Source organism: Polaromonas sp. P1_F9 (assembly GCF_056405615.1).
The window spans coordinates 689653-706031 of record NZ_JBFUBT010000004.1; the positions used below are offsets into that span (position 1 = coordinate 689653).

Annotated in this window: 16 protein-coding genes; 5 read left to right on the plus strand and 11 right to left on the minus strand. The window is 61.1% G+C overall.

Annotated features, from left to right (window positions below):
- Positions 1 to 2 precede the first annotated feature (2 nt).
- Together AC1DYR_RS14645 and rocF are read left to right on the plus strand one after the other, a co-directional pair.
- Positions 3 to 1091 carry an ornithine cyclodeaminase gene (locus AC1DYR_RS14645; protein ID WP_477705719.1) on the plus strand — a complete coding sequence of 363 codons (1089 nt, stop codon included), beginning with the start codon at positions 3 to 5 and terminating at the stop codon, positions 1089 to 1091.
- Positions 1091 to 2005 carry an arginase gene (gene rocF, locus AC1DYR_RS14650; protein WP_477705720.1) on the plus strand — a complete coding sequence of 305 codons (915 nt, stop codon included), beginning with the start codon at positions 1091 to 1093 and terminating at the stop codon, positions 2003 to 2005. The genes AC1DYR_RS14645 and rocF overlap by 1 nt, the downstream gene beginning before the upstream one ends.
- Positions 2006 to 2018: 13 nt before the next feature.
- Here rocF and AC1DYR_RS14655 read toward each other — a convergent pair whose 3' ends face one another.
- The 6 genes from AC1DYR_RS14655 to AC1DYR_RS14680 form a co-directional block, all read right to left on the minus strand.
- Positions 2019 to 2525 (minus strand): LPS-assembly lipoprotein LptE, encoded by a 507-nt coding sequence (locus tag AC1DYR_RS14655; RefSeq protein ID WP_477705721.1) that lies wholly within the window; start codon positions 2523 to 2525, stop codon positions 2019 to 2021.
- Positions 2526 to 2562: 37 nt separating this feature from the next.
- Complete coding sequence (gene leuS / locus AC1DYR_RS14660; protein WP_477705722.1) at positions 2563 to 5205, minus strand: leucine--tRNA ligase; 2643 nt, start codon at positions 5203 to 5205, stop codon at positions 2563 to 2565.
- A 125-nt stretch (positions 5206 to 5330) separates the two neighbouring features.
- Positions 5331 to 5777, minus strand: coding sequence for an ExbD/TolR family protein (locus tag AC1DYR_RS14665; protein WP_477705723.1), 447 nt, complete (start codon positions 5775 to 5777; stop codon positions 5331 to 5333).
- 106 nt (positions 5778 to 5883) lie between these two features.
- On the minus strand, positions 5884 to 6534 hold the full coding sequence (locus AC1DYR_RS14670) for a MotA/TolQ/ExbB proton channel family protein (RefSeq protein WP_477705724.1): 651 nt from the start codon (positions 6532 to 6534) through the stop codon (positions 5884 to 5886).
- Positions 6535 to 6574: 40 nt separating this feature from the next.
- Positions 6575 to 7417 (minus strand): 4-hydroxy-tetrahydrodipicolinate reductase, encoded by an 843-nt coding sequence (gene dapB, locus AC1DYR_RS14675; protein ID WP_477705725.1) that lies wholly within the window; start codon positions 7415 to 7417, stop codon positions 6575 to 6577.
- Positions 7414 to 7986 carry an outer membrane protein assembly factor BamE gene (locus AC1DYR_RS14680; protein WP_477705726.1) on the minus strand — a complete coding sequence of 191 codons (573 nt, stop codon included), beginning with the start codon at positions 7984 to 7986 and terminating at the stop codon, positions 7414 to 7416. The genes dapB and AC1DYR_RS14680 overlap by 4 nt, the downstream gene beginning before the upstream one ends.
- 127 nt (positions 7987 to 8113) lie before the next feature.
- On the opposite strand from AC1DYR_RS14680, the gene fur reads away from it, so the two are divergent.
- The gene (gene fur, locus AC1DYR_RS14685; RefSeq protein ID WP_457281494.1) at positions 8114 to 8566 is read left to right on the plus strand and encodes a ferric iron uptake transcriptional regulator; all 453 of its coding nucleotides are present in this window, start codon (positions 8114 to 8116) and stop codon (positions 8564 to 8566) included.
- A gap of 201 nt (positions 8567 to 8767) precedes the next feature.
- Here fur and hprK read toward each other — a convergent pair whose 3' ends face one another.
- From hprK to hpf, 3 genes are all read right to left on the minus strand, one after another.
- Positions 8768 to 9718, minus strand: coding sequence for an HPr(Ser) kinase/phosphatase (gene hprK / locus AC1DYR_RS14690; RefSeq protein WP_457281495.1), 951 nt, complete (start codon positions 9716 to 9718; stop codon positions 8768 to 8770).
- Positions 9719 to 9751: 33 nt separating this feature from the next.
- Positions 9752 to 10225: a PTS sugar transporter subunit IIA gene (locus AC1DYR_RS14695; protein ID WP_477705727.1), complete on the minus strand. Its 474-nt coding sequence runs from the start codon at positions 10223 to 10225 to the stop codon at positions 9752 to 9754.
- A 241-nt stretch (positions 10226 to 10466) separates the two neighbouring features.
- Positions 10467 to 10796: a ribosome hibernation-promoting factor, HPF/YfiA family gene (hpf, locus tag AC1DYR_RS14700; protein WP_007872838.1), complete on the minus strand. Its 330-nt coding sequence runs from the start codon at positions 10794 to 10796 to the stop codon at positions 10467 to 10469.
- Positions 10797 to 11257: 461 nt separating this feature from the next.
- Here hpf and AC1DYR_RS14705 point away from each other — a divergent pair, with 461 nt between their 5' ends.
- Both AC1DYR_RS14705 and AC1DYR_RS14710 read left to right on the plus strand, forming a co-directional pair.
- A complete protein-coding gene (locus tag AC1DYR_RS14705; protein WP_477705728.1) occupies positions 11258 to 12472 on the plus strand; it encodes a patatin-like phospholipase family protein in 1215 nt (404 codons plus the stop codon).
- Positions 12473 to 12714: 242 nt separating this feature from the next.
- Positions 12715 to 13704 carry a magnesium and cobalt transport protein CorA gene (locus tag AC1DYR_RS14710; protein WP_477646712.1) on the plus strand — a complete coding sequence of 330 codons (990 nt, stop codon included), beginning with the start codon at positions 12715 to 12717 and terminating at the stop codon, positions 13702 to 13704.
- Between the two features lie 96 nt (positions 13705 to 13800).
- On the opposite strand, the gene AC1DYR_RS14715 is transcribed toward AC1DYR_RS14710, so the two are convergent.
- Together AC1DYR_RS14715 and AC1DYR_RS14720 are read right to left on the minus strand one after the other, a co-directional pair.
- Positions 13801 to 14559, minus strand: coding sequence for a 5'-methylthioadenosine/adenosylhomocysteine nucleosidase (locus AC1DYR_RS14715; protein ID WP_477705729.1), 759 nt, complete (start codon positions 14557 to 14559; stop codon positions 13801 to 13803).
- Between the two features lie 110 nt (positions 14560 to 14669).
- On the minus strand, positions 14670 to 16358 hold the full coding sequence (locus AC1DYR_RS14720; protein ID WP_477705730.1) for a long-chain-fatty-acid--CoA ligase: 1689 nt from the start codon (positions 16356 to 16358) through the stop codon (positions 14670 to 14672).
- Between the last annotated feature and the right edge of the window lie 21 nt (positions 16359 to 16379).

Genomic DNA, 16379 nt, shown 5'->3' on the forward strand with positions numbered 1-16379 from the left:
TCATGGTTGACTACATTGGCATTGAAAGCATTCAGAAAATCGTCCGCCAGCGCGGCGCCGCCGCCTTTATCGAAGGCCTGGCCGGCGAAATAGAGCACGACTACCGGCGCTGGAACGACTTTGACAAATCGGCGCGCCACGCCATCCATTCACCCGACGGCGTGATCGAACTCATGCCCACCAGCGATGGGCACCAGTACTCGTTCAAGTACGTCAACGGCCACCCGAAAAACACCGAGCTGGGTTTGCTGACGGTAACTGCCTTCGGCGTGCTGGCCGATGTGGACACCGGCTATCCCTTGCTGCTGTCAGAGCTCACCATCACCACCGCGCTGCGCACGGCGGCCATGTCGGCGCTGGCCGCCAAGTGGATGGCCCGCCCTGACAGCCGCGTCATGGCGATCATCGGCAACGGCGCACAAAGCGAATTCCAGGCGATCGCCTTTCACCACATGCTGGGCATCCGCGAGATGCGCCTGTTTGACATTGACGCGGCAGCCAGCGATAAACTGGCCCGTAACCTGCATGCGATGGGGCTGCAGGGTCTCAGCGTGACGATTTGCCAGTCTGCGGACCACGCCGTGCAAGGAGCCGACATCGTGACCACCATCACCGCCGACAAACGCAACGCCGTCATCCTGACGCCCGGGATGATCCAACCCGGCATGCACCTGAATGCCGTGGGCGGCGACTGCCCCGGCAAGACCGAGCTGCATGCCGACATCCTGCTGCGCGAGGACGCGCGCGTGGTGGTTGAGTTCGAGCCGCAGTCGCGCATCGAAGGCGAGATCCAGCAAATGCCGGAAGACTTCAAGGTGGCGGAATTTGCCGACGTGCTCAAGGGCACGGCCAAAGGGCGTGCATCGCCCGCAGAGGTCACGATTTTTGATTCGGTCGGTTTCGCGCTGGAAGACTATTCGGCGCTGCGCCATCTGCACAAGCTGCAACTGGCAGACGAAGCAAATCGCCGCCAGATTGACCTGGTGCCGCACCTGGACAATCCCAAAGACCTGTTTGGCCTGCTCGTCCCGGCTGCAGCGCCGGCCGCCAAGGCGCCGCGTAATTCCTCTATTCCTGAAATGGCCCGTTGATGACCACTTCCGTAGCACTGATTGGCGCGCCCACCGACATCGGCGCGGGCAGCCGCGGCGCGTCCATGGGCCCTGAAGCCTTGCGCGTGGCGGGCATCCGCGAAGCGCTACACGGCCGGGGGCTGGAGGTGGTCGACACCGGCAATCTCGCCGGCCCCACCAACCCCTGGCTGCCGCCCGACGAGGGCTACCGGCATCTGGACGAGGTGGTCGCCTGGAACAAGTCGGTGCATGAGGCGATGTACCAGAGCCTGGCAGCCGGCCACCTGCCTATTCTTCTGGGCGGCGACCACTGCCTTGGGATTGGCTCGATCAGCGCCGTGGCGCGCCACTGCCGTAACACCGGCAAAACGCTGCGCGTGCTCTGGCTGGACGCCCACACCGACTTCAACACCAACACCCTCACGCCCACCGGCAATGTGCACGGCATGCCCGTGGCTGTGCTGTGTGGCCACGGCCCGGCCGAGCTCACCAGCATCGGCGGCACGGTGCCAGCGATGAGCCCCAAAGCGATACGGCAAATCGGCATCCGCAGCGTGGACGAGGGCGAAAAGCGCTTTGTGCGGCAAGAGGGCCTGGAGGTGTTCGACATGCGCTACATCGACGAGATGGGCATGCGACACACCATGGAAAAAGCACTGGCCGGCATGGACGCCAACACCCACCTGCATGTGAGCTTTGACGTCGACTTTCTCGACCCCTCCATCGCGCCGGGCGTGGACACAGCCATCAAGGGCGGCCCCACCTACCGGGAGGCGCAGCTCTGCATGGAGATGATTGCCGACACCGGCCTGCTCGGCTCGCTCGACGTGATGGAGCTCAACCCGGCGCTGGACGTGCGCAACGGCACGGCCGAAGTGGCGGTAGATCTGATCGAAAGCCTGTTCGGCAAAAGCACCTTGATGCGGGCTTGACGAGTTAAGGGTTTCAGAGTTCCGTCACCGCCGCCAGGCGGCGCATGATCTGCTGGACGACATCGCTTTGCATATCGCGGTATAGCAGGGCTTCTTCGGCCTCCTTTGCCAATACCGCGGACTCATTGAAGCTGATGTCGCGCTGCTGCATGATTTCAGTGTCGGGGATGAGTTCCTTACCCGCCAGGGTACGCAGCTTGAAGCGAAAGCGCAGGCGCAACTGAAACTCGCGCACCTGGCCCGAAGCATTGCGGCTCAGGATAACTTTTTCGCGCTGATCGCCCAGTGCATCGAGGATGACTTGCGCCTCATTGATCCTGCGGGCCTCGGTGATCACCTCCACTTTGCGCGTCGCCTGCAGTGAACGCCTGAGCTCCACCCCCAGCGGCGAAGTCTCGGCCAAGCCCGAATAAAGCGTAGTGAAGGCAAAGGTGGGCGCCTTGCGCAATGCGAAGCCGCAGCCGCTCAAGGTCAGTGTGGCGGCAGAGGCCGACAGTGTGAGGAATGCGCGACGCTGCATGGCTTGCTTTCTGTGTGTTTGAAGCGGTCTCAATGACCTAAATGACGATGTTGACCAGCCGGCCAGGCACCACGATCACCTTCTTGGCGGGCGCACCCGCAGCCTGTTTGGTGAAGGCCTCCGACGCCAGCGCGGCTGCCTCAATAGTGGCCTTGTCGGCACCGGCGGGAACGGTGACGGAGCCGCGCAGCTTGCCGTTGATCTGCAACACCAGCTCGATTTCGTCCTGCTGAAGAGCGCTGTCGTCCACTTCGGGCCAGGGCGCGTCGAGCAGCTCGCCTTGCTGCGCCGCGTAGCCGAGCTGCGACCAGAGCGCATGCGCCAGATGCGGCGTGGCCGGGTAGAGGCAACGCAACAGGATGCTGAAACCTTCGCGCAAGGCCGCGTCCGAACCGGCAGAGGCCGCGCCCTTGAAGTCTTCCATGGCGTTCAGCAATTTCATGTTGCCAGACACCACCGTGTTGTACTGCATGCGCTGATAGTCGTAGTCGATCTGCTTGAGCACCGTGTGAATTTCCAGGCGCAGCGCCTTGGTTTTCTTGTCAAAAGAGGCTGCTGCGCCCGATGTCTGTGCGCCACCAGCTCCTGAATTCATAGCATGAAGTTTTACACCGAAATTCCAGACGCGGCGCAGGAAGCGGTAGGAGCCTTCGAGCGCAGCATCATTCCACTCCAGCGTGGTGTCGGGCGGCGCAGTGAACATGGTGTAGAGCCGCGCGGTATCGGCACCGTACTTTTCGATCAGGTCCTGCGGGTCGACGCCGTTGTTCTTGGACTTGGACATCGTGGTCCAGCCCTCGTAAGGCACCGGCAGGCCGTCGGCCTTGGAAGTAGCGGAGATCACCTTGGCGTGCTCGTCCCGCACGATGTCGAGTTCGTGCGCCCAGAAATACTGCTTGCCGGTGGTCACGCGCGAGAAAGCCTCGTTGAGCACCATGCCCTGTGTGAGCAGCTTGGTGAAAGGCTCGTCGACCTTCACCAGGCCCAGGTCACGCATCACCTTGGTCCAGAAGCGGGCGTAAAGCAAATGCAGAATGGCGTGCTCGATACCGCCGATGTACTGGTCCATCGGCATCCAGTAGTTGGCGCCTTCTGCCACCATCTTGTCGCCGTTCTTCGGGTCGCAGTAGCGCATGAAGTACCAGGACGAGTCGACAAAGGTGTCCATGGTATCGGTTTCACGGCGGCCAGGCTTGCCACAGACGGGGCAGACCACGCCGGCGTGAAAGCCCGCGTGTTTGTGGAGCGGGTTGCCCGAACCGTCCGGTACGCAGTCTTGCGGCAGCACCACGGGCAGGTCTTTTTCAGGCACAGGCACGGCGCCGTGCTCTTCACAGTGGATGATGGGAATCGGCGTGCCCCAATAGCGCTGGCGACTCACGCCCCAGTCGCGCAGACGCCAGGTGGTTTTCTTTTCGCCCAGGCCTTTGGCGGCCAGGTCGGCAGCCACGGCGTCTACCGCTGCCTTGAAGCCCAGGCCGTTGTACTTGCCGGAATGAATGGTCACGCCCTGCTGCTTGTCGCCGTACCAGTCGGCCCACGCGTCCAGGCTGTAGGCGAGGCCTTTGACATCGACCACCTGCTTGATGGGCAACTTGTATTTTTTTGCGAACTCGAAGTCACGCTCGTCATGCGCAGGCACGCCCATCACGGCGCCGTCGCCGTAGCTCATGAGCACGTAGTTGCCGACCCACACTTCGACCTTGTCGCCGGTCAGCGGATGCGTGACGAAAAGGCCCGTGGGCACGCCTTTTTTCTCTTGCGTGGCGAGCTCGGCTTCGGTCGTGCCGCCGGCCTTGCATTCTTCAATGAAGGCGGCGATTTTGGCGTTGGTAGCGGCGGCATGCAGCGCCAGCGGATGCTCAGGCGCCACGGCGCAGAAGGTCACGCCCATGATGGTGTCGGCGCGCGTGGTGAAGACATACATCTTCCCATCGCCGATCAGCTTGCCGGACGCATCCTGGATGTCGTGCGTGAACGCAAAGCGCACGCCTTCGCTCTTGCCGATCCAGTTTTCCTGCATCAGCTTGACGCGCTCGGGCCAGCCGGGCAGCTTGTGGCTGACGCTGTCGAGCAGCTCATCGGCGTACTGGGTGATCTTGAGGTAGTAGCCGGGGATCTCGCGCTTTTCCACCACGGCGCCGGTGCGCCAGCCCTTGCCGTCGATCACCTGCTCGTTGGCCAGCACGGTCTGGTCGACCGGGTCCCAGTTCACGACCTGGGTCTTGCGGTAGGCAATGCCTTTTTCGAGCATCTTCAAAAAGAGCCACTGGTTCCACTTGTAGTAGCTTGCATCGCAGGTGGCGACTTCGCGGCTCCAGTCGATGGCCAGCCCCATCGCCTGCATCTGCTTTTTCATGTAGGCGATGTTGTCGTAGGTCCACTTCGCCGGCGGCACGCCATTTTTCATGGCGGCGTTTTCGGCTGGCAGTCCGAAGGCGTCCCAGCCCATGGGCATCAAGACGTTGTAGCCCTTCATACGCAGGTGGCGCGTGAGCATGTCGTTGATGGTGTAGTTGCGCACGTGGCCCATGTGCAGCTTGCCGCTGGGGTAGGGCAGCATGGAGCAGGCGTAGTACTTCTTGCGGCTGGCGTCTTCCGTCACGCGATAGGCGTCGGCTGCGGTCCAGTGGGCTTGAGCGTCGCGCTCAACGTCGAGGTGGTTGTATTTGTCTTGCATGGAGAACCGGGAAGGCGAAACGGGATAACAAAATGGAAGCCGTAAAAGGCGCTGGGCCCCGCCATACGGGGCCACGCGGCCAAACGGCGATCCCCGATTTTAGATGCTGGGCGGCTCTGCGCAGGTTACCGGGCCGCCGCAGGACTGGCAGCTGCGGACGGAGCAGGATCTGCCACAAAGCCGATGCGGTTGAGCCCGGCTTTTTGCGCCACGCCCATGACTTCCACGACTTTCCCGTAAGGCACGGCTTCGTCCGCGCGCAACTGCACTTCGGTGTCGGGATTCTGGCTGGCAGTTTCCGCCAACCGGCGGGCAAGTTCACCCAGGCCCAGGGGCTTGTCATTCAGGAAAGCCTGGCCGGCCCTGTCGACCACCAGGGTGACGAATTTCGGTACATCTGCCGGCTTGGCCGCTTCGGTTTTCGGCAAATCGAGCCGGATGGTGCTGGCCAGCAGCGGAGCTGTGATGATGAAAATGACCACCAGCACCAGCATCACGTCGACCAGCGGCGTGACGTTGATGTCACTCATGGGCTGCGGGCCCGGGGTGCGTTCGAGGCGACCGAAACTCATGAGCCCCCACACTTTTCACTTCGTGTGCCTACGGCGGTACGCTGCCCATTTCCCCAAATTTTGGAGCTATTTTTTTCAGGGGCGGCCCATCGAAAAAATGTGCTTTTCATTTCGATGACGCTGTTGATAAAAACAGTTCGCGCAGATCGCGGGCAAAGCCTTCGAGGTCGGCCTCGATACGGCCGACGCGACGGCCGAAAATGTTGTACGCCAGCACGGCTGGAATCGCCACCGCGAGGCCTGCCGCCGTCATGATGAGCGCTTCGCCGACGGGGCCGGAGACTTTGTCAATGGTGATCTGGCCGGCTGAAGCGATGCCGACAAGTGCGTGGTAGATGCCCCAGACCGTACCCAGCAGCCCCACAAAGGGTGCGGTAGAACCGACGGTAGCCAGCAGCACCTGGCCGAACTGCAGCTTGTCCAGGATGTCATGAAGGGCGTCGCGCAACACGCGGGTGAGTTGCGGGGACTTGTCGCCCGCCGACGCCAGCGTACCGCCGGCCTGGATGTCCGTGGCAGCAATGAGAGGCAACACCAGCGCCTCGCGGTCGAAGGCGGCGACTTTCTCCCGGGCTTGTTCTACAGAGGTTGACTGCCAGAAAGCAGCGGTGCTGCGTGCCACGTCTTTGGCAGCACGCTGAAGCAGCCAGGCCTTCCACAGGATCACGACCCAACTCGCGACTGACATGGCCAACAGCAAGGCCGCCACCAGCTGGCTGACGATGCCGCCCTGGGTCATCAGGCTGAAGAAGTCCATCAGGTTAAAGCCTCCGAAACTGCCGTGGCCGGCACCGCAGTCATTTTTTCAGGCCCAGCACGTCAAACATGTCAAAGAGGCCGGTGGCGTGCGAATCGAGAAAGCGGGCGGCGCGCAGGCTGCCCTGGGCATAGTTGGCTCTGCTGGATGACTTGTGGGAAATTTCGATGCGCTCGCCGGTGCCCAAAAACATCACGGTGTGGTCACCCACCACGTCGCCGCCGCGCACTGCAGCAAAGCCAATGGTTGATGGGTCGCGCTCGCCCGTCACGCCTTCGCGGGCATAGACGGCGCAGTCTTTCAGATCGCGCCCCAGCGCACCGGCAATCACTTCACCCATCTTGAGTGCGGTGCCGGACGGCGCATCTACCTTGTGGCGATGGTGCGCCTCGATGATTTCGATGTCGTAGCCGGTAGACAGGGCCTGAGCCGCCATCTCGAGCAGCTTGAACGTGACGTTGACGCCTACGCTCATGTTCGGAGCCATGACAATGGCGATGTCTTTGGCCGCCGCGGCTATTTCGGCCTTCTGCGCGTCGGAAAATCCGGTAGTGCCGATCACCAGCTTGACGCCCAGCTCGCGGCAAGCCGCCAGATGGGCCAGCGTGCCTTCGGGACGCGTGAAATCAATCAGCACGCCGGAATCTTTCAGGCCCTGCCGAAGATCGGCATTGATCAGGACGCCGCTCATGCGTCCCGAAAACGCAGCGGCATCGCTGCCGATGGCGGGACTGGAAGCCACATCGAGCGCACCTGTCAGCTGGCAATCGGCACTGGCGCCGACGGCCTCAATCAGCATCTGGCCCATGCGGCCGCTGGCGCCCGCTACCGCGACCCGGTGCCGTCTGGCCTGGGTCGCCTGGATTGAGCCGGCTCCGCTCACTGTTTCGGGCCTTCGAGCGGCGGATAGGAAGCAGACGGAGAGCCCGCCGGCGCACTGGTGGGCGCCGAAGTGGCGGCCGGATTGGCTTTGACCTTTGTGGAAGCCTTGGTGAGCTGCTCTTCGGTGGCTTCCAGCACGGGCACATCGCCCAGTTTGCGTCGGTTGCCCAGTTTGGCAATGAATTCAGTTTCGCTCGGCATGGCGTCGCCTTCAAAGCGCTCCAGCTGGTCGCCCTTGAAAAACACGGTGTATTTGTAAGACTGGGGTTCCACGCCCTGGCGCTTCAGCGTAAAGACGTAGTCCCAGCGGTCGCCATGAAACAGGCTGGCCATCAGGGGCGTTCCCATGATGGCCTTGACCTGTTCACGCGTCATGCCGGGGCGAAGCAGCTCAACTTGCTCCCTGGAGACAAAATTGCCCTGAATGACGTCCACCTTGTAGGGCGTGACCCAGTTGACCGGGTTGATCGAACTGCTGCTCATGTTGCTCAGGCTGCTGCAGGACGCCAGCACCGTGCAGGCCAGGAGCAGGAAAGCGGTTTTGGCGCTGTAACGATGATTTGCAGGCATGGCTGACATAGTGAGGGGGTGTAGCGATATGATCGTTCATTGTAGCGGCTGGGGGCCCCCGGCCGGCACCTGCCCAGAAGGGTCGCACCACCGCTTTACACAGCGGTTTCACCCAGAGAGTTTTCCCATGAGCAACATCGACGAACTGAAAAACACCGGCCTCAAGGCGACCTTGCCACGCCTGAAAATCCTGGAGATCTTCCAGGCGGGCAAACAGCGCCACATGACAGCCGAAGATGTGTTCCGGGTGCTACTGGAAGACCGCTCGGACATCGGCCTGGCCACGGTCTACCGGGTGCTGACCCAGTTCGAGCAGGCCGGACTGCTGAACCGCAGCAATTTCGAATCAGGCAAAGCGGTCTATGAGATCAACGAAGGCCAGCACCATGACCACCTGGTCTGCCTCGATTGCGGCAAGGTCGAGGAGTTTTACGACGCCGAGATAGAAAAACGCCAGAATGCCGTCGCCAAAGCCAAGGGCTTCACCATTGCCGACCATTCGCTGTCGATCTACGCCAACTGCACCAAGGACAAGTGCCCCAACCGCAACGGCGCGCCTGTACGACACCATCACGCTTAATTTTTAGCAAAAATGGCCTGCCGCCCTTTATATACAAGCACAAGCAGCTATTGATTCAATAGCAAGTAAAACTACGGCGCAGAAGGTGTGAAGAAACCGTAGCGAGCAGCCCGAGGTTGCATCGAGGACCGGAGCCGTACTTGCGTACGGCGAGGACCGCAGGTGCAAGATCGGGTTGCGCAGTAGGTTTATTCGCACCTTCTAGTCGTCTTGTTCCATGGCGCGGCGGTGCCGCTCCACGAAATCCTGGTAGGTATTGATGCCGCGCAACTGCAGGATCGCATTGCGCACGGCGGCCTCGACCAGCACGGCGATATTGCGGCCGGCTTCCACCTGGATGATGACCTTGCGCACCGGGATGCCCAGCACGTCCTGCGTCAGCGGCTCATACGGGATGCGTTCGTAATCGCGCTCCAGCGTTTCGCGGCGCACCAGGTGCACGATCATTTTCAGGCGCATCTTGCGGCGCACCGCCGTCTCGCCAAAAATGGCCTTGATGTCGAGCAGGCCGATACCGCGTACTTCCAGCAGGTTCTGCAGCAGTTCCGGGCAGCGTCCTTCAATCGTGGTCTGGTTGATCCGGTAGAGGTCTACCGCATCATCGGCCACCAGGCCGTGTCCGCGCGAAATCAGTTCCAGCCCCAGTTCGCTTTTGCCCAGGCCGGATTCACCGGTGATCATGACGCCCAGGCCCAGGATGTCCATGAACACGCCATGCATGGAAGTACGGTCGGCAAAATGCTTGGACAGGTAGGCCCTCAACACGTCAATCACGAAAGCCGCCGATTCGGGCGTGGCGAACATCGGCAACTGGGCGCGTTCGCACATCGACAGCAGCGTGTCCGGCGCGGTCTGGCCGTCGGCGACGATCAGCACTGGCGGTTCCAGCGTGATGATGCGGGAAATGCGCCGGGCGCAGTCTTCGGGGCTGGCATTCGTGAGGTAAGCGACCTCGCGTTCGCCCAGGATCTGCACGCGGTAGGGATGAATGTAGTTGAGGTAGCCGACCAGGTCAGCACCGGAGCGTGCAGCCCGCACGGCGACTTCGTCAAAACGCCGCTCGGAGGCCCCGAGTCCGGCGACCCATTCCCATTTCAGGGCGGCGCGGTGGTCTTCAAATAAAACGTCAGCGCTGACAACGGTGGGCTTCATGCCATCCTGTGATGTGGGAAAGACCGCAAGGGTCTAAGAGCTGACTGCGTGGACGGAATGCCAGGAAGCGATCAGGTTATGCAGCGCAGCGGCATCGGTGCTGGTCTTGAGTTGCTCGCGCAGAGAGCTGTCACTGAGCAATTCGGCAATTTCCGAAAGAATTTCGAGGTGCTTTTGAGTGGCTGCTTCGGGAACCAGCAGAAAAATCAGCAGTGCCACGGCCTGTTCGTCCGGCGCATCGAAGCCAATGGGCGCCTGCAACAGGAAAACGGCAGCCATGGGGGCCTTGAGGCCCTTGATCCGGCCGTGCGGAATCGCCACGCCATGGCCAAGCCCGGTGGAGCCCAGGCGTTCGCGGGCGAACAGGCTGTCCGTGATCAATGCGCGGTTCAGGCCATGTTGGTTTTCAAACAGCAGACCGGCTTCCTCGAAAGCACGCTTCTTGCTGGTTGCTTCAACGCTGACCAGAACCTGGGAGGGGGGCAAAATTTGCGAAAGACGGTTCATAACAATCTTTTAGTCGCCGAATTATGCACTTTGCAGCGGGTTGACCGCAAAAAAGGCATTAAAAAGCCGCTTGGCGCCACAAGCGGCTTCGGCGTCTGGTTTGGCGCACCTGCAGATGCCCTGCAGATTCGCCGCGGCAGAACACGTGCAAGGCAGGTTCTTCCGCCTGCACGCCATTGATGAGATGCGGCCCTTCGAGGAGAGGCTGCGCCCCCTGAAAAGGGTCAGCCCGAAAAAACCTTCAGGCCTGGCGCTTGGCAGCAACGTGGTGGTGATCCTGGGTTCTGGTTTTGTAACGCCCAACCTGACGGTCCAGCTTGTCTGTCAATTCATCAACTGCGGCGTAAAGATCAGCGTGGGAACTCTCGGCAAACAGGTCGCGGCCCTTGACATGCACATTGCATTCGGCCCGCTGGCGTCTTTCCTTTTCTTTCATGTTGTCCACTGTCAACAGGACTTTTACGTCTACTACCTGGTCAAAATGCCGGGTAATCCGATCCAGCTTGCTTGTCACATAACCGCGTAGCGCGGGGGTAACTTCAAGATGGTGGCCGCTGATCGTCAAGTTCATAAAGAGACTCCTTTTTCCAAGGTTGGAGCTGGGTTGAAAACACTGCCGGGCCCATGAAGGCGAGGCAGCGGACGGGGACACTCTCTTGGATTTACTATGCGCCCGATGCCCCGCAATTGCAACCTTGCGCCGCAATAAATAATGAAACCTTATGAAAAACCCCTTGACCCCATTTCACTGCATGCGCAGCGCGCCGGCATGCCGCCCCGGCAGCGCCTGAAGGTCCTTGATTCTTCTGGTTTTTTACGAAGACAAGCGGTGTAGCGGCCAAGCCAGCGGACTTGCAGGAAGTCTTTCGCGGCGGCATCATGCTGACACAATTGCCCGCAGCCGGCCGGCCCATCAACAAGGCAATGGCAAAGACTGAAACAGCGCACCATGGCGAAAAAACCATAACACCTGCCGATCAAGCTCATGCCTCCCCCTGCTTTCACCACGTCCGCCGCATACCTGGCCCGGCCATGTCGCTTGAGACCATCATTTCTTCTGCGTTAACCCGCCCTGACGAGGCACAAAATGCCCTTGTCCTCATGGGCGGCGGTGCACGCACGGCCTACCAGGCGGGAGTGCTTCACGCCCTGTCAACCATGCTCAGCGTGCAGGGCGGTGCGGCTGACCCGAAATTCCCGTTCAAAATCCTGGTGGGCACCTCGGCCGGTGCGTTGAACGCGGCCTTCCTGGCAAGCCATGCGGGTGAAGGCTTGCAGGCATTCGGCCGGCTGGCCAATTTCTGGACCACATTGCGCTCATCGCAGGTTTACCAGCTCAAGGTTCCCTCGTGGATTCGCTCAAGCCGGATTGCGGCGGCGCTGTTTTTGTCGCAGCAGGTGCGGGCGCAACAATCCCTGCTGGACAACACGCCGCTGGTTGACACCTTGCACCATGCCGTTTCGCTGGGCCACATCGAGCAGGCGCTGCAGGATAAAACCCTTCACGCGCTGGCCATCACGGCCTCCAGCTACAGCAGCGGCGTGCACTGGACGTTTTGCCAGATGGCCGCCGGCCGCCACGCCGATCTCTGGAGCCGGCCAGGGCGGCGTGCAGAGTTCCAGCCAGTCACCATCGAACACCTGATGGCGTCCAGCGCCATTCCCTTCCTGTTTCCCTCCACGCCGCTCTGGGTGGACGGCCACCGCGAGTTCTTTGGCGATGGTTCCATGCGCCAGAGCTCCCCGCTCTCACCCGCCCTGCACCTTGGGGCCAGCAAGGTGCTGGTGATCGGCGTGGGGCAACCCGAGCGCGCCGGTTTCGTCGGCAGCAACGGGCCGAACGTGAGCGGCCGGCCCACACTGGGCGCCATTGCCGGCCATGCCATGGCCAGTGTGTTTCAGGACACGCTGCAGGCCGATGTGGAGCAGGCCCAGCGCGTGAGCAAAACCGTGCGGCAGATGCCGCGCGAAATCGCGGCTGTCATGCCCTACCGGCCCGTCGACGTGTTGGCGATTGCACCGTCACAGTCGCTCGACGCGCTGGCGCAAGCCCACGCCGGCGAATTACCGCGGGGGACCTACAACGCGCTGGCCGGCCTGGGTGCGCTGGGCGCCAAAGGCAGCCCGGGAGGCGCCGCACTGGCCAGCTATCTGCTTTTCGAGCCGGGGTTTGTCAAGGCGCTGATGGCACTGGGTGAACAGGATGCTTACGCGCGAAAGAGCGAACTCATCGAGTTTTTTATGTAGCCCTGGCGGTGGATAAACCATGTGTGAAATGCCATAATCGCCGCTTATTCATTACGGAGAAATCCTTGGAAAGCAGCCCTAGTTGCTAGCTTTCAACACCGCAGACTGACGCCAGGCTTGCAAAGGCTCATGTTGAAAGGGGGTTGAAAGCGATGCCATATCCCACCGCCCTTTTACCGCGCTTTCGCGCAAGGCCTGAGCGTTCGCCTTGTGCTGGCCCCTGAACCGATAGGCAGTCAGTCATGCTCAATATTTTCACGCTGGCCAACGGCCGGCTTTTCCAGGAAGAAATCGAATCCCTGGAAGAACTCTCCAAATTCCAGCCCATCTGGGTGGATCTGGAGTCTCCCACCCTCGAAGAAAAACGCTGGATCAAGCAGTACTACGGATTGTCCATTCCGGAGGACGCGATGGACGAGGACATTGAAGAGTCCGCGCGCTTCTACGAGGAAGACAACGGCGAGCTGCACATCCGCTCCGACTTCCTGATTGCCGACGATGAGGAGCCGCGCACCGTGCGGGTGGCTTTCATCCTGAACCTGGTCAACGACGACCTCAAGAGCAAGGGTGTGCTGTTTTCCATTCACGACGAGGACGTGCCGGTGTTCCGCTTGCTGCGAATGCGCGCGCGCCGCGCCCCGGGGCTGATCGAGGATGCCAAGGAGGTGCTGCTCAAGCTGTTTGACGCCGACGCCGAGTATTCCGCCGACACGCTGGAAGGCGTTTATGTCGAGCTCGAAAAAGTCAGCGCGCAGGTGTTGTCGGGCGACGTGACCGATGCCCTGGCCGGCGAAGTGCTGGGCGCCATTGCCCGCCATGAAGACCTGAACGGCCGCATTCGCCGCAACATGATGGACACGCGCCGTGCCGTCAGCTTCATGATGCGCAGCAAGATGCTCAACGCCGAGCAGTTCGAGGAAGCCAGGCAGATTCTGCGCGACATCGACTCGCTCGATTCGCACACCGCCTTCCTCTTCGACAAGATCAACTTCCTGATGGACGCCACGGTCGGCTTCATCAATATCAACCAGAACAAGATCATCAAGATCTTCTCGGTGGCCAGCGTGGCCTTGCTGCCACCGACCCTGATCGCCAGCATCTATGGCATGAACATGACTTTCCCGGAGCTGCAGCTTCTGGGGCCGGCGGCTTATCCGTATGTGATTGCGCTGATGGTGGCCAGTGCACTGGTGCCGATGATCTATTTCCGCAAGCGGGGCTGGCTGAAATAGGCACTTCCAAGCCGCCGGCGAGCCGCATTTAGATATGAAATCGGCTGTGACCCAGTATTTACATGCGCAATTTGCTACTAAATAGATAGCAAAACTTCAAGCGGAAATCGCCGGCAGCAACTTTTCAACAATGGCACGCGCATAGACGCTGGCCACTTCCGCCACGAATGCCGGAAAGTCCACGTGCGCGGCGTCGTCGGCGCGGTCGGAAATCGTTCTCACCGACGCAAACGCCACGCCGTAGTCATGGCAGACCTGCGCCACGGCCGCGCCCTCCATCTCGACCGCCAGCGGCGTGTGGCCAGCTGCAATCAGCGCCGCACGGATACGGTCGGCTTCCTGCGCGCCGCAGACAAAACGGTCGCCGCTGATCATCAGCCCGCGGTGGACACGCGCAGACGGATACGCCGGCACCGTACCGGCAGCCAGCGCCGCCGCGTGCAATAACGCCGTCAAAGCCGCGTTGCTTTCAAAAACCGTCTTGCCATACAGCGGAACCTCATAGCGGGGAAACAGCGGTGACGCGTCCATGTCATGCTGCACAAAACTGTCGGCTACCACCACATCGCCCACATTCACGCTTTCACCCAGCCCACCGGCCACACCGGTGAAGACAATGCGGCCTACTTTGAAGTGCTCTATCAGCGCCACCGTCGTGGTGGTCGCCGCTACCTTGCCGATGCGTGCGAGCACCAGCACGACCGGGCGGCCGTGCAGGGTACCAAGCCAGAATTCACGGCCAGCGCGCTTTACCTGCCGCGCGTTTTCCAGCAGGTCAATCAGGCCGGACTGTTCTTCAGCAAGGGCGCTGAGAATGGCAGTGGCTGCGTGGGGAAAGGTGTCAACCGAAGTCATGCCCTGATTTTGCCCGCGCTTTCAACACCGGGGGCGCAGAAAAAAGGGCAGCTTGCGCTGCCCTCTAGAAAACCTGCCGCGCAATCGCGGCGAGCTCTGAAACTTGCCGTTTATTTCTTGTCGCGCAGTTCGCGGCGCAGGATCTTGCCAACCGGCGTCTTGGGCAGATCGGTACGGAACTCCACCACTTTCGGTTGTTTGTAGCCTGTGAGATTGGTTTTGCAGTATTCCCGCACCTGCGCTTCCGTCAGCTCTGGATTCTTTTTCACGATCACCAGCTTCACGGCTTCGCCGGACTTTTCATCGGCGACGCCTACGCAGGCACATTCCATCACGCCGTCGAGCTTGGCCACCACGTCTTCAATTTCGTTCGGATAAACATTGAAGCCGCTCACAAGGATCATGTCTTTTTTGCGGTCGACGATCTTGAAGAAGCCGTTTTCATCGACCACGCCGATGTCGCCCGATTTGAAGTACCCGTCGGGCGTCATGACCTTGGCGGTCTCGTCGGGGCGCTGCCAGTAGCCGGCCATGACCTGCGGACCCTTGATGGCGATTTCGCCGGGCTGGCCTTGCGGGACTTCATTGCCGTCGTCATCGAGCAGCTTGAAGTAAGTGCCGGGAATCGGCACGCCGATGGTGCCGGTGAAGGCCTTGCTGTTGGTCGGGTTGCAGCTGGCCGAGGGTGATGTCTCGGACAGGCCGTAACCTTCGCAGACCGGGCAGCCGGTTTTCTCGAGCCACAGCTTGGCCACCGCGCCTTGCACAGCCATGCCGCCACCCAGTGAAATCTTCAGGTGCGACCAGTCCACGGTGTTGAAGTCAGGGTGGTTGGCCAGGCCGTTGAACAGCGTGTTGACCGCGGGGAAGCTGTTGATCTTGTGCCTGGAGAGCTCTTTAAGCACAGCCGTCAGGTCACGCGGATTGGGGATCAGTATGTTTTTGCTGCCGGTGCGCATGCCCAGCATCATGTTCACGGTGAACGCGAAGATGTGATACAGCGGCAGCGCGCAGACATACGTGAGCTGCTCGCCGGCCGGCAGGGCCGCCATGGCCGGGCTGTTCCAGGCCTCGGACTGCAGCACGTTGGCGATCACGTTGCGGTGCAGCAGCACGGCGCCTTTGGAAACACCGGTGGTGCCACCGGTGTATTGCAGCACAGCCACGTCGTCGGGTTTGATGTCGGGCCGCTTGAGCGTCAGGCGCGTGCCCTGCGCCACAGCGTCATTAAAACGCACGGCGCCGGGCAGGTTGAAGGCCGGCACCATCTTCTTGACGTTGCGCACCACGTAGTTGACGAGCGCACCCTTGAGCATGCCCAGCTGGTCGCCCATGGCACACAACACCACGTGCTTGACGGGCGTGGCGGCAATGCATTGCTCGAGCGTGTTGGCGAAGTTTTCGATGATGACGATCGCCTTCGAACCGGAGTCCTTGAGCTGATGCTCCAGTTCGCGCGGGGTGTACAGCGGGTTGACATTGACCACCACATAGCCGGCGCGCAGGATGGCGGCCACAGCCACCGGATACTGCGGCACATTGGGCATCATGATGGCAATGCGGTCGCCTTTGGCCAGGCCCAGGCTTTGCAGGTAGGCACCGAAGGCGAGCGACAGGCTGTCGGTCTGACCGAAGGTCACGTCCTTGCCCATGAAGCTGTAGGCTACCCGGCTGCCGTGTTTCTTGAAGCTTTCCTCCATCAATGCGACCAGCGACGGGTACTGGGACGCGTCGATATCGGTAGGAACGCCCGGTGGATAGGCCTTGAGCCACGGGCGGTCAATGGTCGCTGCATTCATGTGTGTCTCTCCATTACGTTT